Consider the following 18,816-nt stretch of genomic DNA (forward strand, 5'->3'; position numbering starts at 1 on the left):
TTGCGAGACTTAGTTGCGCTTGGTGTAGGCCATGTACAGCTCGTGGGCGCGGGTTTCAATCGGGCCGTGCGCGTAGTGGCGATCGTCAATGCGATTGCAGTGCAGAACCTTGCCGTAGTTGCCGGTACTGAAGACTTCGTCCGCATCCAGCACGTCTTGTGGTGTCAGGCTGGCTTCACGCACTTCAATGCCATCGTCGCGCAGCAGTTGCATGACACGTCGGCGGGTAATGCCGTTCAGAAAGGTGCCGTTCAGCTCGGGTGTCAGCACTACGCCGTCCCGCACAATCCACAGATTGGCAACAGCAAATTCGGCGATCTTGCCTTTGGAGTCCAGCACGATGGCGTTGTCAAAACCGCGTGCACTGGCCTCGCGCAAGATGCGCTGGGTATTGGGGTACAGGCAGGAAGCCTTGGCATCGGTAGGTGCCATGGAGGGGTCCGGGCGCAGGAATTCACTGAAAGTGGCGCTAAAGCCGCTGTCGTCCGGCATGGGGGATTCAAAAATATGAATGGCTAACTGGCTGGTGGCTGGATCGGGCTGGATGAAACCGCCGGGCGCGAAATACAGCAGCTTGATGTAGTAATCCGTGCTGTGGGACAGCTTTTTCAGGCCTTCGTGCACCAGTTCTACAGTTTGCTGGGGCGTCATCACCGGCTCCATGCCCAAGGTGATGGCCGATCGGTTCAGGCGCTCACAGTGCAGGTCCAGATCCGGAGTATGGCCCTGAATGGAACGGGCACCGTCAAAAACGGTTGTGGCCATCCAGAAAGCATGGTCCGTGGCACCAATCAAGGGCGCGCTGGTGTCGCTCCATTGACCATTGGACCAGGTGATTTCGTTGTTACTCATGGGACATCCCTCCTGATTTTGTTGTGGCGTAGTGGCAATTTATCTTGCCGTTGTACTATTTCCAATACACATAATAGAGAGCAAGAAACGACTTGAGGTGGTGTCAGCGTGCTATCTGATATTTATAAAACATATAACTGGACGCTGGCCGAGCTGCATGCTTTCTGCCTGATCTGCGAATGCCAGAACCTGAGCCAGGCGGCGCTGCGTATCGGGATCAGCCAGTCGGCCATTTCCTTGATGGTGCAGCGGTGGCGACAGGCTTTGGGCGATCCCTTGTTCGTACGAGCGCGCTATGGCGTCGCGCCCACGCAGATCGCCATTGCGCTGCGCGAAAAGCTGCAACCCTTGCTGGAAGAAGTGGGCATTGCCTTGACGCAAACCCAGGGCTTTAACCCTGCCCAGTCTACGCGCGTCTTCAAAGTTCACATGACGGATATCGGCCAACTGGTTTTTCTGCCGGGGCTGAACAATTTTGTCGCCAAACACGCGCCGGGTATTCGTCTGGTCATCAAGAATCTGGGCTGGGAAGCGCTGGAAAGCGGCTTGAGTTCGGGCGAGATTGATCTGGCGATTGGCTCTTTGCCCTGTACGGCGTGGAAATGGATGCCGAGCGCATCGCTTTCTTCTGCCTTTTGGACGAGTTTTTTTAAACCCGACGGGTCTGTGTAGACGGGCAAGTGCGTCAACCCCATCCGCTTGCTTCTCCTCGCCGCTTGCTTCTCCTCGCATAAAAGATCAGCCAGCCCACTGCCGTGCGCTGGCGTTGTGCTCTTATGCGCAGACAAACTCCAGTTCACCGATCCCTTGAATGGCGGCTTGAATCCGGTCGCCGGGAGCGGCATACAGCATGGGCAGGCAAGTGCCAGTAATGATGACCTGACCCTTTTGCAGCCCGCCAAGATGGTGACTGCCCTGATTGGCCAGCCAGATCAGCAGCCGTGTCAGCTCGCCCGCTGGATTCTGGTTTGGGCCTTGCAGCAAGGTTTGCTGTCCCACTTGCAGGCGCGCCCATTCAGGCTGTAGCAATGCCATGTCTTGCGCGGCGATACCTTGTGCTTGATGGACCAGCGCTCCGTGGCTGGCCAGATCGGCCAAGGTGGATAGACGGCCAACGGCGTCACGCTGCGCAAAACGCGATTCCACAATCTCTACCGCCACACAAACCTGGCTGATCGCCTGCCAGATTTGCTGCATGGAATAGGGGGCCTGACCGGGTGGCAAGTCCTGACCCAGAATCAGGCCGATTTCCACTTCCATGCCACGCAAGGACAGGTCCTTACCGGCGGGAGCCTCCGGGCTGGCGTAACGAAAACGCTGGGGCAGGGGGGCGCAGGTAGGCGGGGCCACGCTATTGGCCGCGCCGACTTTCCAGCCGCCTATGGGGCCCAAGGTTTCCATTTGCGCAGCCTGAACACGATAGGCCTGATCAAAAGACGCAGGGCGCAGCGATTCGGGCCAGTCCTCGATGGGGCGGTTCTCTTGGCGAGCCTGAAGCAGCCGCTGTGCGGTTGCCAGGCAGCCGGATTGCAGAGGGGCGTTCATCAAGGCTTACCAGCCTAATAAGCAACGGCCCAAGGCCACCGCAACGGTCGCCTGCGTGGGCTCCACGACAGTAATGCCCAAAGCCTGTTCCAGCGCCTCGCGCTGATTGGCCATGCCGGCACAACCCAGCACTACAACATCGGCACCGTGCTCATCGCGCAAGCGCTGGCCAACTTCTGTCAGGCGTTGCAGGGTTTTTTTCTCGTCAGCCAGTTCCGACACGCCCATATTGATGGCCAGATCGGCTGCCAGACGGTCTGTCACACCCATTGCGCCAAAGTAGCGCAGGTGACGCGGAATGGAAGCCTGCAAAATGGACAGTACGCCAAAGCGCTGGCCCAGTGACAAGGCGGTCAGCACTCCGGTTTCGGCAATACCCAATACGGGCACATCCACCACTTCGCGCAAGGTGTACAGGCCGGGGTCGCTGAAGCAGGCCACTACATAAGCCGCGGCGTCTTCTTTAACACTCAGGGCCTGGGCGCGCAGATGGGGAATCAGGGTGTCAATATCGGTTTGGCTTTGTACACCCGCCGGGCCTTGAGGCAGGCGCAGGCAGGAAATAGCTGGGCCATCGGCCAGACGCAAGGGCTGGACAGCACGGTCCAGGCCATCCGTTACGATCTGGCTGGAATTGGGGTTCAGAACGTAGATATGAGGGCGAGGGTTCATGATGTTTTTATGTTTGGGTGGGCGGTAGCCCGTTTTGGTGGCTTAATTTTTCTGACTGAAAGCGGCCTTGCAGGCCGACATACCAGTCAGAGCCATGCATGCGCCCGATAGGGTCGTAAGCATCAATATCGATGCGCCCTTCAGGCGTCAGGATGGTGTCGTCGCAGTGCAAATGCAGGATTTCGCCAATGACGATATGGCGTAGCGGGCCCAGGTCCAGCGCAGTGTGCAAGCGGCATTCAAACTGCACTGGGCATTGGGCGATACGGGGCGGCTGCACCTGCACGCTGGGGGCCAGATCCAGGCCCGCTTGCAGATGTTCGGCCTGCCCGGTCGGGTAAGCAATGCCGCAGATATTCATGGCGCGTGCCATCTTGGCGCTGATCAGGTTCACCACAAACTGGCCGGTGGCCAGAATATTGCGGGTGGTGTCCTTCAGGCCATCGGCAGAGTGTGCATCGTTTTCCAGGCCCAGTGCCAGCACGGCAGGCTCTGAACCCATCACATTGAAAAAGCTGAACGGGGCCGTGTTCACGCGCCCCTGCTGGTCACAGGTCGTGACCAGGGCAATGGGGCGCGGCAACACAGTGTTGACCAACAAGCGGTAGCGTTCGCGTTCGCTGAGCTGATCACAGGACCAGTCCATGTCAGTTCCTCTGGTCTAACATGACAACGGTCTGATACAGAACCCGCGTACCGTCCAGAAGCTGCTCGGAAGTAATGGATTCTTCGGGGCAATGGCTGCGACCATTCAGGCAAGGAATGAAGATCATGCCCATGGGGCCGCTGGGTGCCATGTAAACCGCATCATGACCGGCGCCGCTTGGCATCACCATGCTCGGGTATCCCAAAGCGCTGGCAGCCTGCTCGATGATGCTCATCACCTCGGGCGTGCAGTCCGTGGGCTTGGCCAGGCTGACTTGCGCCGCCTCCAGACCCAGGCCCATGGCCTCGATTTCCGGGCGCAGCTGGGCCAGCAGTTCCTCGGTGAAGTTCTGCATCAGCTCCTGACGGTCGCTGCGTACCTCTACCATCATCTCCACCCGTCCGGGTACAGCATTGGACGCGTTGGGCGTCAGGTTCAGGTTGCCAATGGTGGCGACCAGATAGTCTGGTCCCCCCAGTGCACGGCGGGCCTTGCGGTCCACTTCACTGATGATCAGGCTGGCACCGACCAGGGCATCACGGCGTATGTCCATGGGTGTGGTGCCTGCATGGTCCGGGCGACCCGTGATGATGATGCGGTGGCGGCAAATACCCACAATATTGCTGACCACGCCGATAGGCAGATCGCGTGATTCCAGTACCGGCCCTTGTTCGATATGCAACTCGACAAAGGCGGCGGTATCACCGGGCGCACGACGGGCCTGGGCCAGCTCCTGGGGGCGGCCGCCGATGCGGGCAATGCCTTGCGCCAACGTTTCGCCCTGTGGATTGCGTTCGGCCAGCATGGCGTCTGACAGGACCCCGCCCATGGCACGGCTGCCTACGCAGGACACGCCATAGTCGCTAGGTTCCTCAGACAGAAAATCTACTACTTCAAAAGGATGGTCCAGCTGGATGTTCTGCTCGTTCAGGCAACGGGCCACTTCCAGCCCGGCCAGCACGCCGATGATGCCGTCGTAGCGTCCGCCATACATCACGGTGTCGCAGTGCGAGCCGGTGGTAATCGGTGCCAGGCCGGGCTTGCGCCCTTCGCGGCGACCGATCAGATTGCCTGCGGCGTCCATGCGTACGGTCAGGCCCGCTTCCTCGAACTGTTGCAGCAACCACTGACGCGATTGCAGAAACAGATCGGAGAAGGCGCGGCGTGTCCAGGGCTGGTCGGGCAGCGTGAACGCGGCCAGCTCCTGGGTGCTGCGCCACAGGCGCTCCTGATTCAACAAGGGCATGGCCAGACTCATGACAGTTCGCCTGCTTTGTGCGGACGGATGAACTGACCGTCGCCCGCCGCGTTACGCACGGTTTTGCCGTCCCAGGCCAGTTGGCCGCGCACATAGGTGGCTTCCACACGTACCTGGAATTCACGGTCCTCGAAGGAGCTCCAGGTCACGGCGGACAGGCTGGTGGACGGGTCAAAGCGGTAGGTTTCGGGTTTGACGATCACGATGTCGGCATCTGCACCTACATTCAGCGAACCCTTGCGGTGTTCCAGCAGGAAGTGTTGGGCAGGGCCCCAGCACAGTTGCTTGACGACCATGGTGGGGGAAATGCCGTGCTCGGCGCAGCCTGTCCAGAAGGCGGGCAGCAGCGTTTCCAGTCCAGGACCACCGGAGGAGTTCTGGAACACATTGTCAAACTGCTTGCGCTCCAGGCCCCAGCTGACGTGGTCGGAGGACACGAAGGTACATTCGTCGTTGGCGATGTGGGTCCAGAGCAGATCCATTTCCGCCTTGGGGCGAATGGGTGGGTAGTGCTTGGTCTTGGCACCGAAACGGCGGGTGTGCTCTTCGTGGTTCAGCATCAGGTACTGCACGCAGGTTTCAATCGAGGCCTTGTGGCCTGCCTGACGGTACATATTGCAGATTTCAAAACCGCGCGACAGGGACACGTGCACGGCGTGGGCACGGGCGCCGGTCTGGGCACCGATCTCATAAATGGCGCTGGTGGCCAGGTTTTCGATCAAGGGGGTATGGGCGCGCAAGAATGCGTCCCAGCCCGTGTCACCGGCTTCGACCATGCGCTTGATGTTCTTGCGTGTCAGTTCCTGATCCTGGTTGTGCACACCGCAGGCCAAGCCGGAGGGGGCGATCAGGCGGAAGGCTTCCATCAGAATGTCTTCTTCCACGCGCGGGAAACGGTTGGGGCTGGCTTCAAAGGTAGAGAATTTGAAACCGCAAACGCCGCCTTCAATCAGGCCAGCCGCGGCTTCCAGACCATGCTGATCGTTCAAAGTGCCGTAGCAGGCCACGTCCACGTGGCAATCGCTTTCAATGCGAGCAATCTTGTCTTCCAGCTGCGGGCGGGAAGCAACAGGTTCGGGATCGTCGTAAGGCATTTCCACCATGGTGGTCACGCCACCGGCGGCGGCCGCACGCGAGGCCCAGCCCAGACCTTCCTGATTGGCCTGGCTGCCGGAGTGCACCTGACCGTCCAGCACGCCGGGCATTACCCACATGCCACGTGCATCCACATGCTCACGGGCCGAAGGAGCCGCGCCAACGCCACGGGCCGCTACTCGGCCTTCACGCACGGCCAACCAGCCGTCAGTGATGATGCGGTCGCGCTCAACAATATTTCCTCGTACTACCAGATCGAAGTCGCTCATTATCTTCCTCCTTGGATGGCTCGGACCCGCGCATGTCGCGTGTCCGTAATCGTGTTCGTTTCCATGATTGAAGCAAATCCAGTCATGAATGTCGTATGCCTATTTATCGGTAAAACATAACGTCATGTTAAGTTTTGTTTGGGGTGCGCCCAGCGCTGCACGTGATAGCGGTCGTGGCCCAGGCACAGGCAGAACGAACCTACGGCTTTGGCCAGTTTTTCTGTGATGTGGCGCTTGTCGTAGGTATTGCGTGTGATGCGTTCCTGGGCCTGCTCCACTTGCTGACGCAGGCGCGGCATATTCACTTGCGTTAACTGTCGGTCGCACACGGCAAACTGGCCGTCGACCATGACATGGCGTAGCGCCAGACCGTCTTCCAGGTGTACTAGCTGGTTGACCGTGTTGTTATGCGGAATCCAGTTGATATGGGCCAGATCCAGAAACACGATGTCGGCCTTGCGACCCGGTTCCAGACGTCCCAGTTGTTCGCCCATGCCCAGGCAGCGGGCGCTGCCTTCGGTGGCCGCGTACAGCGCTTGTTCGGTGGTGACCCAGCGTTCGGTATCGGGGCCGCGAACCTTGGACGAGAAGGAGGCCAGACGCATGGCTTCGTACATGTTCTGGTTATCGCCACTGTTCGAGCCGTCCGTGCCCAGGCCCACGGTAATGCCGCGCTCCAGCATGGAGTTCACATCGGCAATCCCATTACCTAAACGCATATTGCTGCCGGGGTTGTGGGCCACCATGGCTCCGCGCACCGCCAGAATGTCCAGGTCGCGCTCGTCCAGCCAGATGGCGTGCGCCAGGGTGAAACGGGGCGAGATCAGGCCCAGCTTGTCCAGATGCTGAACAATGGTGGTGCCATAACGTTTCATGCCGGTCAGGGCTTGCACATAGGACTCGCCAACGTGGCTGTGCAGGCCGATATTGCGCTCCGCACTGATTTCACCGCAGGTTTGCAGGAACTCGTCCGAACACAACATGGGAATGGTCGGGGCCAGTGCCACGCGAATGCGCTCGGGGTTGCGCTGCTGGTCCAGAAAGTCCGTCAGACCCGATAGCGTGGCCCGGAAGGATTGTGGTGCCAGTTGCGCTACAAACTTCTGCAGTTCTTCCGGCAGGGCATCGATCAGGCCGGGGACGGATTGGTAAAAGGACAGGTCCGCCATCATGGGGGCGACCGTGGCTCGCATACCGGCATCCACATAGGCCTGGGCGACGGCATTCATGCCTTCTGCCGTGGGCACGGGGACTTCAGAGTACAGGTCGTAGCTGGCGGTACAGCCTTTCAGCAGCATTTCTGCCGCGTTCAGCTGAGTGCTCAGGTACTTGTCTTCCAGATGGCGGTCGCCATTGATCCAGGGGCCCGCCGTCAGTAACAGTTCCAGCGACCAGCGATCCCCCATGGCCTTGGCATAGGTGCCGTGGCCGTGGGTATGCGCATTGATCAGGCCGGGATGCAGCAATTGGTCATCCGCTTGCACTACTGTGGCATCAGCAGGTGCGGGCAGGCCGGGCGGGCCCATGGTTTCGATCTCGCCATTCTTGATCAGAATGTCCAAAAGCTCGGCTTTGGCGTGAGCGTGGGCCAGCACCAGGCCCCCGCGGATGACGGTATAAGGTGATGTCATGATCAGCTCCGATTGTCCTTGATCGCCCAAGGGAACAGGATGCGTTCGGCGGCAGAGATCACCTGGAAGAACACAATGCCTAGCACCGACAAGATCGCCATGGCGCCAAAGGCAACCGGTGTCTTGAAGAAGGCCGTAGAGGTGGTGATCAAGTAGCCCAGACCTTGGTCGGCCGCCACAAACTCACCGACCACCGCGCCGACCACGGACAAGGTGATAGCCACTTTCAGGCCCGAGAAAATAAAGGGCACGGCAAAGGGCAGGCGGATACGGAAGAACTCTTGCAAACGGGTGGCACGGCAGGCGCGGACCAGCTCGATCAACTCGGGTGGAGCAGCCAGAAGGCCAGCGGTCATGGAGATGACCAGCGGGAAAAACGCGACCAGAAAGGTGACGACGACGCGTGGCAGCTCGGTAGGTCCAAAGATAATGACAAGAATCGGAGCCAGGGCCACCTTGGGAATGGACTGAGTCAGAATCAGCAGCGGGTAGATGGCCTGCTCGAAAAAGCGCGAGTAGGTAATCAGCACGGCCAGCGGAAAGCTGATCACGATGGACAGCAAAAAGCCCAGCATGATGGTGCGCGTGGACACCAGCGTGTGCATCAGCATGGCCTCTTTCATTTGCATGGAATCGGCCCAGATGCGCGAGGGGGCGGGCACCAGGTATTCAGGAATATCAAACAGGCGGCTGGCCAGTTCCCACAGAATGACCACGGCAATCAGGGTGATGGCCGGGATGGTAATTTCATTGAAATCGCGCAGGCGCAATCGTCGCTTGCGCACGGGCGCGGCGGCCAGGGTTTGAGTTTGCTCGCTCATCAAGCCACCTCGTGTTGGAAAATAAGTTCACGGACGGCGGCGGCACAGCGCGTAAATTCCGGCGTGCCCACCAGAGAAAAGTCGCGTTCGCGGGGCAGGTTTACATCCAGAGTTTCGGTAATCTGGCCGGGACGCGGCGACATCACCACAATGCGGTGACCCAGCATGACGGCTTCGGAAATCGAGTGCGTCACAAACACAATGGTTTTGGGGTCTTCGTACCAAAGGCGCAGCAGTTCCAGCGTCATGGTTTCGCGGGTCAGCGCGTCCAGGGCGCCGAACGGCTCATCCATCAGCACCACTTTGGGGTTGTGAACCAGTGCGCGGCAAATGGCCACGCGTTGCTGCATGCCACCGGATAATTGCTTGGGGTGGTGGTGCAGGAAATTGCCCAGACCGGCGGTGGTCAGCAGACGCGTGGCGCGGCTGCGGGCCTGATCGTCCAGACGACCCATGATGCTGGATGGCAAGAGGGTGTTGTCCAGAATATTGGCCCAGGGCACCAGGGTCGGGGCCTGGAACACAATGCCGGTGTCTTGGCGAGGGTGGGCAACGATTTCATCATCAATGCTGACGGTGCCGTTTGTGGGCATCAGCAAGCCTGCAATCAGGCGCAGCAGGGTGGATTTCCCACAGCCCGACGCGCCGACGATGGCAATGATTTCGTTGTCCTGAATGTCCAGATTGATTTGTTTCAGTGCCTGAGTCTCACGCTCGGTATTGCGACCGTAGATCAGGTTCACGTCTTGAATGCGTATCACAATGCGCTCCTAGCCGCGCGCTGACCCGCCTGGGCCAAGCCAGTGCGCGCGCAAAAATCAACTCAACTTAGGGCTTGGCTGTGCCGTTGGCCTTGACGATGAACTGGGTGTCGTAGGCTTGGTGATAGTCCCAGGCAGGGTCCAGGCTCTGCGCTTCTGCAACCGCCTCGTAGGTGGTTTTCATGCGGCCTTCTTCCAGGCTGCCCACCCCATGCTCGGCGCTGAAATCGGTGTAGATGTAGCCCAGCACCGCGTTCAGGTTGCCCATGCAGTCATCCAGATCGATTTCCGGATTGGCCTTGACGTGGGCCTGGCAAGCCGTGTCCGGGTCCTTGCGGGCGGCGTCCCAGGCTTCGATGGTGGCGTTCAGAAAGTTCTGCACCATCTGTGGGCGTTCGGCCAGCGTCTTGTCCGTGGTGAAAACGGACAGGGCGTAGATGTTGAAACCCTGATCGCTAAAGGGCAGCACCACGATTTCCTTGCCAAAACGCTTGGCCTGCTTGTTCTGGTAGTAGTAGTTGGTGGCCAGGAAAGGAGCGGCGTCCACTTTGCCGTTGATCAGCAAGGGAGCCATGGAGGAACCGTCTACCGTCACCCACTGAATCTTGTCGGGATCGGTATTGGCTTTGCGTGCCACCATGGGGAAGTAAAGCTTGTGGCTGTTACCGGGCGAGACGGCAATTTTCTTGCCCTCCAGGCCGGAGAAGTTGGTGATACCCGAGTCCTTGAGCACAAACAGGGAATGGGCCGAGTGCGAGAAGGTGGACGCAATGGCCTTGATGGGAGTCTGGCTGTTCTGGCGCGAGGTCAGAATGGCGGAAATGTCGGCCAGACCAATATCGGCGGCGCCACCGGCTACCTTCAGAACGGTGTCGCCCGAACCTGTGCCGCGGGTGATCTTCAGGTCTATGCCGTGTTTCTCGTAAATCCCGTGGGCAATGCCCGAGTAATACGGGGCATAGTCGCCGGTGGGAATGAAGTCCAGCATCAGGTGAACGTTGTCAGCGGCGTGGGCGGTGGGCGCAGCGGCGGCCAGTCCCAAGCCCAGCACCGCAAGGGTGCGTGCAAGCAGGGTTTGCATGATTTTGTCTCCGTGTCGTAGTTATGAAGCCGCTCTTTGGGCCCGTTGCGATCAGAGCGCAGCGAGATGGCAGCTTGAAAAAATTGAAACATAGGCAAATCAAAATGTCTTATGCTTATTTGTGCTCGAAACATAAGGCTACGTTAAGGGATGCTGCTCAATCTTCGTCAAATCGAGGTTTTTCGCGCGATCATGCTGACCGGTTCCATCAGCAAGGCGGCGCAGTTGCTGAACGTGTCGCAACCGGCCATCAGCCGCCTGCTTTCCTATACGGAATCGCGCATTGGTCTGGTGCTGTTCGAGCGCATCAAGGGGCGTCTGTACCCCACGCCGGAGGCGCGTCGGCTCTATCAGGAAGTGGAGCAAGTCCATAACAGTGTGCAGCGGGTTAACGAGGTGGCGACCGACCTGATCGAAAAGCGCCACGGCAGCTTGCACATTGCCGTCAGCCCCAGTTTGGGACAGACCTTGATCCCCATGGCGGTGACGCGTTTTCGCCAGGCCTTTCCGGATGTGAAGGTGTACGTACGCACGCTGATCTCCAGTGATCTGGTGCAGGCTTTGGTCACGCAACAGGCGGAAGTGGGTGTCGCGATTGTGCCGCTGACGCATCCCAGCCTGCATGCCCAGTCCATTTACGAAAACCATCTGGTGGCGGTCTTGCCAGCCAGTCATCCTCTGGCCGACAAGCAGGAGCTGGACGCCAGCGATCTGGAAGGGCTGGACCTGATTGGTTATGGCAATGACACCCCTTATGGCCAGATGGTGCAGCAGTTATTTGGTAACCGTCCTGGCGTGCCGCAACTGGCGGTGGAAGTGCGTTTGACGCACATTGCCTGTGCCATGGTGCAGGCCGGAGCCGGGATTGCGATTGTGGACGAACTGGCTGTGGCCGGCCGGGTCTGGCCGGATGTAGTGGTACGCCCCATCAATCCCCGCACCACCATGCCCTTGCACATGCTGCATTCCAATGTGGTGCCGGTATCGCAGTTGGCACACGACTTCATGGAAGTAGTGATTTCCACGGCCTCCCGAGGCATGCGGGCAGGCTGGGCCTGAGTGACTCACCAATACCGCCTCCCGCGCTGCGCCTTCGCTTGACTGCCTTTTCAAAGGGGGGACTTACCCTTAGGGCGGACCGGCGGAAAAACAGGCTGTGTTCGTGGAGTCCGCCGTGTACAGGGGACACGGAAATTCGCTTAACGCTGTGTTATGAAGAGTTAATAAAAAAGCATATGACATCAAGGTTTTGCCACCCCTAGAATTAAAGCACTACAAACAGAAAATGATGGCAAGGAGACCTTATGCAAGGCGTAAACACAATCGCCGCGTTGGCTGCGGCTGTTTCTCGCAAACACAGCGTTGCTCATTTAGGACGTGCCCGTCTGGGACGTAAAGCTGGCTTGATGCTGGCTGCCGTGGCCGCTGGCCTGGCCTTGAGCCTGCCGGCTCATGCGGACAATCCCAACAAGGGCAAGATGTTCAAAGTGGCTGCGGATGTGGGCCTGGTGCCGTTTTTCATGCGTGGCACCGACGGCAAGATGGATGGCTTTTCCAACGACCTGACTCAGGAAGTGGCCCAGCGCATGGGCTATGACGGTGCCGAGGTCATCGACACCCCGTTTTCCGCCATTTTTGCAGGCCTGTTTTCCAGTCGCTACGACATGGTGGCCGCACCCACCAACACCACGCAGGAGCGTGCCCAGCAAATGCTGTTTGCTGAGCCGTACATGGCCGGTGGCCTGAGTTTTCTGGCTAAAAAGGGCGCCATCGTCAATTCACTGGAAGACCTGAAGGACAAGACAATTGCCGTCAATAACGGCAGTTTTTCGGATCGCTGGTTGCAAGAAAACCAGGAAAAGTACGGCTACAAGATTCAGCGCTTCAACAAGAACACGGATGCCGTGCAGGCCGTGGCCATAGGTCGTGCCTTTGCCAATATGTCCGAGACCCCTCTGGCCCGCTATATCGCCACGAAAACTCCCGCACTGGCCCCGGTGTACGACATGACGACCGAGGCCAATTACGCCTTTGCCTTTCGTAAGGATGACACGGCCTTGCGTAACCGCGTGGATGAAGTGCTGGAATGCATGAAGCAGGATGGCTCGCTGTCCAAGCTGCATGTGAAATGGTTTGGTACGGAACCGAATGCCGGTACGGCCATGACAGTCGTTTTCCCCGGCTATGGCGCGCCTGACTTTTCTGGCTACGAGCCCACTGAGCACACCCCCGACTGCTCCCGTCCTTAAAAGCGCCTTTGCGCTGTTTCTCTAGCTATATGGCCCTCTAGGGGCCGGTCCCCGCCTGCCCGACTGGCAGGCGGTCAAGGAGCGACCATGAGTGAAATTGTCCGCATCCAGGGCTTGCGCAAATCGTTTGGGCAGGCCGAAATTCTTAAAGGCATAGACCTGAGCGTCAACACCGGTGAAGTCGTTGTGATGATTGGCGGTTCGGGTTCGGGTAAAAGCACCTGCCTGCGCTGCATCAACCGCCTGGAAACTCCCACCAGCGGCACGATTGTGGTGGCAGACAGCGATGTGACCTGTCCGCGTACCGACCTGAACCAGGTGCGTCAGAACATAGGCATGGTGTTTCAGGGCATACACCTGTACCCGCACATGACGGCGCTGGGCAATGTGATGCTGGCGCTGCGCAAGGTGAAAAAAGTACCCAAGGCGCAGGCCGAAGAACTGGCCCGTCACCATCTGGAACAAGTGGGCCTGGCCGAACGTATCGAGCACTATCCCAGCCAGTTGTCCGGTGGCCAGCAGCAGCGTGTGGGCATTGCCCGCGCCCTGGCGCTGGAACCCAAAGTCATGCTGTTTGACGAGCCGACCTCGGGCCTGGATCCGGAGCTGGTCGGTGAAGTGCTGAACGTGATGAAGCGTACCCGCGATGCCGGCATGACCATGGTGATTGTCACGCATGAAATGCAGTTTGCCCGCGAAGTGGGGGACCGCATTGTGTTCATGGACCAGGGCGTGATTCTGGACCAGGGCAGCCCTGATGAAATTCTGTGTAAGCCGCGTCACAAGCGTATTCAGGATTTTCTGAGCCGCATGAACTGAGGTCGGCCATGGATCAGATCGTTTATTACTTCTTTAACTGGACGCTGATCAGCCCCCATCTGCCCGAGATCATGCAGGGCTTTTGGGTCACGCTGCAAATGGCTGTGATGACCGTGATTCTGGGCACCGTCCTGGGTCTGGGCTTGGCCGTGCTGCGCTGCTATGGCTGGCGTCCCGTCAATATTCTGATGACGCTGTATGTGGACGTATTCCGTGCGATTCCGCAGCTGGTCATTATTGTGCTGGTGTTCTTTGCTCTGCCGTCCCTGGGCATTGTGATTGAACCCGTTCCTGCCACCCTTCTGGCCTTGAGCTTGGTGCTGTCTGCCTTTGCTGAAGAAATCTTCTGGTCCGGCATTGCTGCGGTGCCCACGGGGCAGTGGGAAGCGGGCCGCTCCACCGGCATGGGTTTCAGCCAGACGCTGTTTGCCATCATCCTGCCGCAAGCCGTGCGCCTGGCGATTCCACCGCTGACCAATCGCGCCATCGGGATTACCAAAGGCACCACGCTGGGCTCAGTCATTGCCGTGCCCGAGCTGCTCAACGTGTCCAGCAATATCCAGTCCAACATCGCCAACCCCACTGCCTTTACGGCCGGGGCCATTTTGTTCTGCCTGATTTTCTTCCCCTTCGTTCATCTGACGAGGGTGCTGGAACGGCGCTATGCGATCAAGTCGTAGGAGTGATGCGCTATGGAACTGATCGATACTTTTCTGAACCCGACGATTATTGCCGCCAGCTGGCCGCTGCTGATGCAGGGCCTGTGGCTGACGGTCAAGCTCGCCCTCATCATTGTGCCGCTGGCGGCCCTGCTGGGTCTGATCATTGCCTGCCTGCATTATCAGCAGCATCGCTGGCTGAATCGGCTGATCCTGCTGTACGTGGATTTCTTCCGTGCCTTCCCGCCTTTGGTGTTGCTGATCTTCATTTACTACGGCTTGCCATTCCTGGGCCTGCCCCTGAATGAGTTTTCAGCCACGGTGCTGGCGCTGGTCCTGAACAGCAGTGGCTACTTCGCGGAGATCTTCCGCGCCGGGCTGGAGTCGGTGTCCCCTGGTCAGAACGAGGCAGCGCGCTCGACTGGCTTGAACGCCCGTCAGGCCATGGCTTATGTGGTCGTGCCTCAGGGGGTGCGCAATGTGATTCCGGATCTGGCCAGCAACACGCTGGAAGCCATCAAGCAGACCTCGATTGCCTCGGCCGTGGCTTTGCCAGAGCTGCTGCGTTCAGCCCAGATCATGCAGGGCGAGACCTATAGCCAGACACCGCTGGTGGCTGCCGCGCTGATTTATTTCCTTCTTCTATGGCCCTTGGTACGCATGATTTCGCGTATGCAAAAGCCGTTTGTTATTCCTCGTTGAGCCTAAGCGTAACTATGAAAAATAAAGGTGTCTTTTCCATTTGCCCCACTCCTTTCAAAGCGGGTGGCGAGCTGGATTTGCAAAGCCTGGTCAGTCTGGTGAATTTCCAGCTGGAAGCCGGTATTCACGGACTGGCGATTTTGGGGGTGATGGGGGAGCTGCACAAGCTCAGTACCTTTGAGCGTCGGCGTGTCATTGAAACGGTGGTGGCCGCGGTGCGCGGTGCGGTGCCGGTGTGGGTGGGCGTGCGTGCCTTGGGTACGGCAGCCGCAGTGGAGCAGGCTCGCAGTGCCGAGGACTTGGGCGCGGATGCGATCTTTGTCGCCCCCTTGGCCGGGGCAGATGACGAGATGCAGGTGTCCTATTACCGTCAGATCGTGCAGGCGATCCGTATTCCGGTGGTGATTCACGATTTCCCGGAACTGTTTGCCGCCCGCATCAGCCCCGCCTTGGCCGTGCGCCTGAAAGGCGAGGCGGGTGTGTCCATTTTGAACTCTGAAGATCCGCCCGTTGGTCAGAAAATTACTGCCGTGCGTGGTTTGTCGGGCGATGCCTTGCCGATCTTGAGTGGCCTGGGTGGCATGCATTTTCTGGAAGAGCTGCAACGGGGGGCCGATGGCGTGGTCACCGGCTTCTCCTTCCCGGAAATTCTGCTGAAGGTATATGCCTTGCATCGTCAGGGCGAGCAGGAAGAAGCCGCGCGCGTGTTTGACCGTTACTGCTCCTTGATCCGTTACGAGTTTCAGCCGCTGGTGGCCTTGGCGCTGCGCAAGTATTCCTATATGCGCCGTGGCATCGTCGCTTGTGATGCCACGCGCGATCCGGCCACGGCGCTGGATCACATCAGCCGCGCCGAGTTCGAGGCTGTGGTGCGTCGAGTGGGTCTGGACTTGTCCGTAAAGGGTGTACAGACCGTTTAAACCTTGCTGTTCTTGAGTAACTGCTGCATTTGTTGGATTTGCCGGGTAAGTAAGGTCTGGGGGGCCCCGGCGTTATTTACCCGGTTTTTTGTTTGCGCTTCTTCTTCTTTTTCGGTTGCCTGAGCGTTGGGAGTGGCGCTGCTTGTGTGCAGAGCAGGAGGTTTGTGAGACAAGGAGCGCAGAGAGCCTGCATGTTTGGATCGTGCTTCGTGGAAACGCCGGTCTTGGCCGGGGGGCCGTCCTCCGGGCTTGGCTCCTTGCCGGTGCTGCGCACCGGTACCCTGGTCAGGCTTGCTATTCGGGCGCGCCCTGAACTCGCGAAAGTGCCTTGTCCCCCGTACATGGACGCCCCTGTTTTGCCAAGCACTCACTTCATGTTGGACAGTGGGTCGAGATTGCACCCGTACATCCGGACTTGATTGCCGCGTCAGCGGCGGTCCCTGATGGGTTCTGCTGGTTGGTGCCTCAATCGGACAAGCGCACTGCTTAGTGCCTGGGGGACATCGGGTTTAACCAACCACGGTCTGACCTATCTTGCCATCATGTCGTGTTTGCCTGAGCAATCGGGAGAAGGGTTAATAGTGGCTTTTAAGGGGAAGCTCAGTCCAGCCTGACTATGAGCCGTCAGGCGTGTAGTCAGGCTGGAAGGTTCGTTGATTGGCCAGTAACGCCCAGACGATACGGGCATTTTTGTTGGCTAATGCAACAGCCGCTACGTTAGCGTGAGATCGCTGCAAGAGTCGTTGTAGCCAACCGGTGGGCTCTGCGGCTTGCCGTGCACGATAGATCACCGCTCGAGCGCCATGAATTAACAAGGTACGTAGATATTGATCTCCTCGTTTGCTGATTCCCAGGAGCACGGACTTGCCACCACTGGAGTGCTGCTTGGGCACTAAGCCTAGCCACGCCGCTAACTGTCGGCCATTGGTGAAGTTTTTGGCATCGCCGATCGTGGCAACCAAGGCACTGGCGGTGATCGGGCCAATGCCCGCAACTTTCTCAAGTCGGCAGCTCGCTTCATTGGCCTTATGCCAGGCTTTAATCTGCCGCTCCAACTCATGGACCTGTTTATCCAGCTCTTTTAAGTGATCCAGGAGCCGGAGTATGAGTAATCGAAATGAGCCCGTCAGCTCCTGATTCGCCTGCTCGAGTAGCGCAGGGACACGTGTATGCAGGTGAGAGATTCCCTGTGGGACGATCAGCCCGAACTCAGCCAGTAATCCGCGGATCTGATTGGCCTGTGCGGTCCGTGCCCGTACGAACCCTTGTCGAGCCCGGTGCAAGGCCAAGACGGACTGTTGTTCGATATTTTTGATCGGTACAAACCGCATGTTAGGCCGAGCCACTGCCTCGCAGATGGCTTCGGCATCAGCAGCATCGTTCTTGTTGGTTTTAACGTAGGGTTTAACAAACTGAGGGGCAATCAAGCGTACGGTATGCCCGAACGATTCTAATTTACGGGCCCAATGATGCGCACTTCCACATGCTTCCATGCCAATCAGGCAGACCGGTAAGGTGGCGAAGAACGTGGCCATCTGGTCGCGTTTGAGCTGTTTTCTTAACACGGTTTTGCCTTGTTCATCGACGCCGTGCAGTTGAAAGACTTGCTTTGCCAGATCGATACCTAGTGTCGTAATCTTCATGATGGACGCCTCGCTCGGTTCAAGTGGTTGGTGATACGCCCACTTTGGCACATAGGATGCCGGTGCGGGTAGGGGCGTCCATCCCATTGGACAAGGCACAAGCATTTCGCTCAAACAACAGGACGCTTGAACCCCGAATAGCAAGCCCGCCTGCGGCAAGAAGCCTGAATCGCCCAGAGGACGGCCCCCCGGCCCAGACGGGCTCACAATAACTATTAATACGGGCCCTTCTTCCTTCTGGGGCCTGGCAGTATGTGGTTCTTTCGGCTGCTGTAGCGGCCTGAGGGGCTTGAGGGGGGCGAGGTTTGCGTGTGGGTCGTCGCACTTAACCGTTAGCGGTGGGTGTGGGGAGATGCAAAAGTCGGAGCCAACTACTAACTATTGAGTGCCAGACGCTTAATGGAAGCATGAAGCTTGCTCGGGATATCCCGTTCAACAAACTGCCGTGCGTAATCTGGAGCTTGTCGTTTGTCTTTGACGCGAAAGCCCAAGCTGCCTGGGTGTTGCCAGCGTTTTTGAACTGGCTGGAGGCGCGCAGTATGATCAAACATTCTGCTCTCGGATCGGGATTGCCATGTTTGCCTATGTTGGGCTGCGTACTGCCTGCTTTGATACGCCTTTAGGGGCGATGCGTCTGTTAGTAGATGCCCAAGGCGCTTTGCTGCGTCTGGACTTCGAGGAAGAGACCGTACATGGCCTGGCACCCGAGCAATTGGCCGGGTTGATCCCGGAACCTGCTTTGGCCGAGCCCGTTCAAGCTCAGTTGGATGCGTATTTTGCCGGCAAGCTGCAACAGTTCGATCTACCTTTCAGCCTGCAAGGCACCGAATTTCAGCAACAGGTCTGGCAGGCCTTGCAGACCATTCCTTATGGTCAAACCTGGACCTATGGCCAGATGGCTGAGCACTTGGGCCGCCCCAAAGCCGTTCGCGCCGTAGGCCAGGCCTGCGGCCTGAATCCCATCAGCATCATCGTGCCTTGCCACCGCGTGCAAGGTGCCAATGGCATGTTGACCGGCTTTAGCTCCGGTTTGCATCGCAAAGCCAGCTTGCTGGATTTTGAACGCCGCGTGCATTTGACCGGTGTGGGCGACTTTCAGCTCAGCATGCCCGCCCAGCTGGATTTGTTCTAACGCAGGTCAGGGCTCACTCCGTACCCAAATCAACAAGCCCCCGTGCACAGAATCACAAGTC

19 protein-coding genes are annotated in these 18,816 nt (G+C 58.6%); 8 read left to right on the forward strand and 11 right to left on the reverse strand.

Annotated features, from left to right (window positions below):
• Positions 1–9 precede the first annotated feature (9 nt).
• The gene (locus tag CPY64_RS00430) at positions 10–852 is read right to left on the reverse strand and encodes a branched-chain amino acid aminotransferase (protein ID WP_042488544.1); all 843 of its coding nucleotides are present in this window, start codon (positions 850–852) and stop codon (positions 10–12) included.
• A gap of 108 nt (positions 853–960) precedes the next feature.
• Between CPY64_RS00430 and CPY64_RS00435 the strand changes: the two genes are divergently transcribed.
• Complete coding sequence (locus CPY64_RS00435; RefSeq protein ID WP_080723846.1) at positions 961–1,524, forward strand: LysR family transcriptional regulator; 564 nt, start codon at positions 961–963, stop codon at positions 1,522–1,524.
• Positions 1,525–1,626: 102 nt separating this feature from the next.
• On the opposite strand, the gene CPY64_RS00440 is transcribed toward CPY64_RS00435, so the two are convergent.
• The 9 genes from CPY64_RS00440 to CPY64_RS00480 form a co-directional block, all read right to left on the reverse strand.
• The gene (locus CPY64_RS00440; RefSeq protein ID WP_042488540.1) at positions 1,627–2,397 is read right to left on the reverse strand and encodes a fumarylacetoacetate hydrolase family protein; all 771 of its coding nucleotides are present in this window, start codon (positions 2,395–2,397) and stop codon (positions 1,627–1,629) included.
• 6 nt (positions 2,398–2,403) lie between these two features.
• On the reverse strand, positions 2,404–3,069 hold the full coding sequence (locus CPY64_RS00445) for an aspartate/glutamate racemase family protein (protein WP_042488536.1): 666 nt from the start codon (positions 3,067–3,069) through the stop codon (positions 2,404–2,406).
• Between the two features lie 7 nt (positions 3,070–3,076).
• Positions 3,077–3,715: a flavin reductase family protein gene (locus tag CPY64_RS00450; protein WP_042488533.1), complete on the reverse strand. Its 639-nt coding sequence runs from the start codon at positions 3,713–3,715 to the stop codon at positions 3,077–3,079.
• 1 nt (position 3,716) lies between these two features.
• Positions 3,717–4,973, reverse strand: a complete 1,257-nt coding sequence (locus CPY64_RS00455; protein WP_042488529.1) for a Zn-dependent hydrolase — start codon at positions 4,971–4,973, stop codon at positions 3,717–3,719.
• The gene (locus CPY64_RS00460) at positions 4,970–6,337 is read right to left on the reverse strand and encodes a dihydroorotase (RefSeq protein WP_042488526.1); all 1,368 of its coding nucleotides are present in this window, start codon (positions 6,335–6,337) and stop codon (positions 4,970–4,972) included. Before CPY64_RS00460 ends, CPY64_RS00455 begins: the two co-directional genes overlap by 4 nt.
• A gap of 122 nt (positions 6,338–6,459) precedes the next feature.
• Complete coding sequence (locus tag CPY64_RS00465; RefSeq protein WP_042488524.1) at positions 6,460–7,968, reverse strand: amidohydrolase family protein; 1,509 nt, start codon at positions 7,966–7,968, stop codon at positions 6,460–6,462.
• Between the two features lie 2 nt (positions 7,969–7,970).
• The gene (locus CPY64_RS00470; RefSeq protein WP_052363029.1) at positions 7,971–8,789 is read right to left on the reverse strand and encodes an ABC transporter permease; all 819 of its coding nucleotides are present in this window, start codon (positions 8,787–8,789) and stop codon (positions 7,971–7,973) included.
• Positions 8,789–9,550: an ABC transporter ATP-binding protein gene (locus tag CPY64_RS00475; RefSeq protein WP_042488522.1), complete on the reverse strand. Its 762-nt coding sequence runs from the start codon at positions 9,548–9,550 to the stop codon at positions 8,789–8,791. Before CPY64_RS00475 ends, CPY64_RS00470 begins: the two co-directional genes overlap by 1 nt.
• A gap of 67 nt (positions 9,551–9,617) precedes the next feature.
• Entirely contained in the window at positions 9,618–10,631 is a 1,014-nt protein-coding gene (locus CPY64_RS00480) for an ABC transporter substrate-binding protein (protein ID WP_042488521.1), read from the reverse strand.
• A gap of 150 nt (positions 10,632–10,781) precedes the next feature.
• On the opposite strand from CPY64_RS00480, the gene CPY64_RS00485 reads away from it, so the two are divergent.
• The 6 genes from CPY64_RS00485 (at position 10,782) to CPY64_RS00510 (ending at position 15,980) form a co-directional block, all read left to right on the forward strand.
• Entirely contained in the window at positions 10,782–11,690 is a 909-nt protein-coding gene (locus CPY64_RS00485; protein WP_009462734.1) for a LysR family transcriptional regulator, read from the forward strand.
• A gap of 245 nt (positions 11,691–11,935) precedes the next feature.
• Positions 11,936–12,880, forward strand: a complete 945-nt coding sequence (locus tag CPY64_RS00490; RefSeq protein ID WP_042488519.1) for a substrate-binding periplasmic protein — start codon at positions 11,936–11,938, stop codon at positions 12,878–12,880.
• A gap of 87 nt (positions 12,881–12,967) precedes the next feature.
• Positions 12,968–13,699, forward strand: a complete 732-nt coding sequence (locus CPY64_RS00495) for an amino acid ABC transporter ATP-binding protein (RefSeq protein WP_042488516.1) — start codon at positions 12,968–12,970, stop codon at positions 13,697–13,699.
• 8 nt (positions 13,700–13,707) lie between these two features.
• Complete coding sequence (locus CPY64_RS00500) at positions 13,708–14,379, forward strand: amino acid ABC transporter permease (RefSeq protein WP_042488513.1); 672 nt, start codon at positions 13,708–13,710, stop codon at positions 14,377–14,379.
• Between the two features lie 12 nt (positions 14,380–14,391).
• Positions 14,392–15,060 carry an amino acid ABC transporter permease gene (locus tag CPY64_RS00505; RefSeq protein WP_042488510.1) on the forward strand — a complete coding sequence of 223 codons (669 nt, stop codon included), beginning with the start codon at positions 14,392–14,394 and terminating at the stop codon, positions 15,058–15,060.
• A gap of 14 nt (positions 15,061–15,074) precedes the next feature.
• On the forward strand, positions 15,075–15,980 hold the full coding sequence (locus tag CPY64_RS00510; RefSeq protein ID WP_042488505.1) for a dihydrodipicolinate synthase family protein: 906 nt from the start codon (positions 15,075–15,077) through the stop codon (positions 15,978–15,980).
• A gap of 614 nt (positions 15,981–16,594) precedes the next feature.
• Here CPY64_RS00510 and CPY64_RS00520 read toward each other — a convergent pair.
• Positions 16,595–17,623 carry an IS110 family RNA-guided transposase gene (locus CPY64_RS00520; protein WP_042489560.1) on the reverse strand — a complete coding sequence of 343 codons (1,029 nt, stop codon included), beginning with the start codon at positions 17,621–17,623 and terminating at the stop codon, positions 16,595–16,597.
• A gap of 574 nt (positions 17,624–18,197) precedes the next feature.
• Between CPY64_RS00520 and CPY64_RS00525 the strand changes: the two genes are divergently transcribed.
• Positions 18,198–18,755, forward strand: a complete 558-nt coding sequence (locus tag CPY64_RS00525; protein ID WP_042488225.1) for a methylated-DNA--[protein]-cysteine S-methyltransferase — start codon at positions 18,198–18,200, stop codon at positions 18,753–18,755.
• The last annotated feature ends 61 nt before the right edge of the window (positions 18,756–18,816 follow it).

It is taken from the genome of Alcaligenes faecalis (assembly GCF_002443155.1).
Classification (GTDB): Bacteria; Pseudomonadota; Gammaproteobacteria; order Burkholderiales; family Burkholderiaceae_B; genus Alcaligenes; species Alcaligenes faecalis.

Excerpts from the sequence above, each read along its gene's own strand:
- CPY64_RS00430 (WP_042488544.1), bottom strand. The coding sequence starts at position 852 with ATGAGTAACAACGAAATCACCTGGTCCAATGGTCAATGGAGCGACACC.
- CPY64_RS00440 (WP_042488540.1), bottom strand. The coding sequence starts at position 2,397 with ATGAACGCCCCTCTGCAATCCGGCTGCCTGGCAACCGCACAGCGGCTG.
- CPY64_RS00445 (WP_042488536.1), bottom strand. The coding sequence starts at position 3,069 with ATGAACCCTCGCCCTCATATCTACGTTCTGAACCCCAATTCCAGCCAG.
- CPY64_RS00450 (WP_042488533.1), bottom strand. The coding sequence starts at position 3,715 with ATGGACTGGTCCTGTGATCAGCTCAGCGAACGCGAACGCTACCGCTTG.
- CPY64_RS00455 (WP_042488529.1), bottom strand. The coding sequence starts at position 4,973 with ATGAGTCTGGCCATGCCCTTGTTGAATCAGGAGCGCCTGTGGCGCAGC.
- CPY64_RS00460 (WP_042488526.1), bottom strand. The coding sequence starts at position 6,337 with ATGAGCGACTTCGATCTGGTAGTACGAGGAAATATTGTTGAGCGCGAC.
- CPY64_RS00465 (WP_042488524.1), bottom strand. The coding sequence starts at position 7,968 with ATGACATCACCTTATACCGTCATCCGCGGGGGCCTGGTGCTGGCCCAC.
- CPY64_RS00470 (WP_052363029.1), bottom strand. The coding sequence starts at position 8,789 with ATGAGCGAGCAAACTCAAACCCTGGCCGCCGCGCCCGTGCGCAAGCGA.
- CPY64_RS00480 (WP_042488521.1), bottom strand. The coding sequence starts at position 10,631 with ATGCAAACCCTGCTTGCACGCACCCTTGCGGTGCTGGGCTTGGGACTG.
- CPY64_RS00485 (WP_009462734.1), top strand. The coding sequence starts at position 10,782 with ATGCTGCTCAATCTTCGTCAAATCGAGGTTTTTCGCGCGATCATGCTG.
- CPY64_RS00490 (WP_042488519.1), top strand. The coding sequence starts at position 11,936 with ATGCAAGGCGTAAACACAATCGCCGCGTTGGCTGCGGCTGTTTCTCGC.
- CPY64_RS00495 (WP_042488516.1), top strand. The coding sequence starts at position 12,968 with ATGAGTGAAATTGTCCGCATCCAGGGCTTGCGCAAATCGTTTGGGCAG.
- CPY64_RS00500 (WP_042488513.1), top strand. The coding sequence starts at position 13,708 with ATGGATCAGATCGTTTATTACTTCTTTAACTGGACGCTGATCAGCCCC.
- CPY64_RS00505 (WP_042488510.1), top strand. The coding sequence starts at position 14,392 with ATGGAACTGATCGATACTTTTCTGAACCCGACGATTATTGCCGCCAGC.
- CPY64_RS00510 (WP_042488505.1), top strand. The coding sequence starts at position 15,075 with ATGAAAAATAAAGGTGTCTTTTCCATTTGCCCCACTCCTTTCAAAGCG.
- CPY64_RS00520 (WP_042489560.1), bottom strand. The coding sequence starts at position 17,623 with ATGAAGATTACGACACTAGGTATCGATCTGGCAAAGCAAGTCTTTCAA.
- CPY64_RS00525 (WP_042488225.1), top strand. The coding sequence starts at position 18,198 with ATGTTTGCCTATGTTGGGCTGCGTACTGCCTGCTTTGATACGCCTTTA.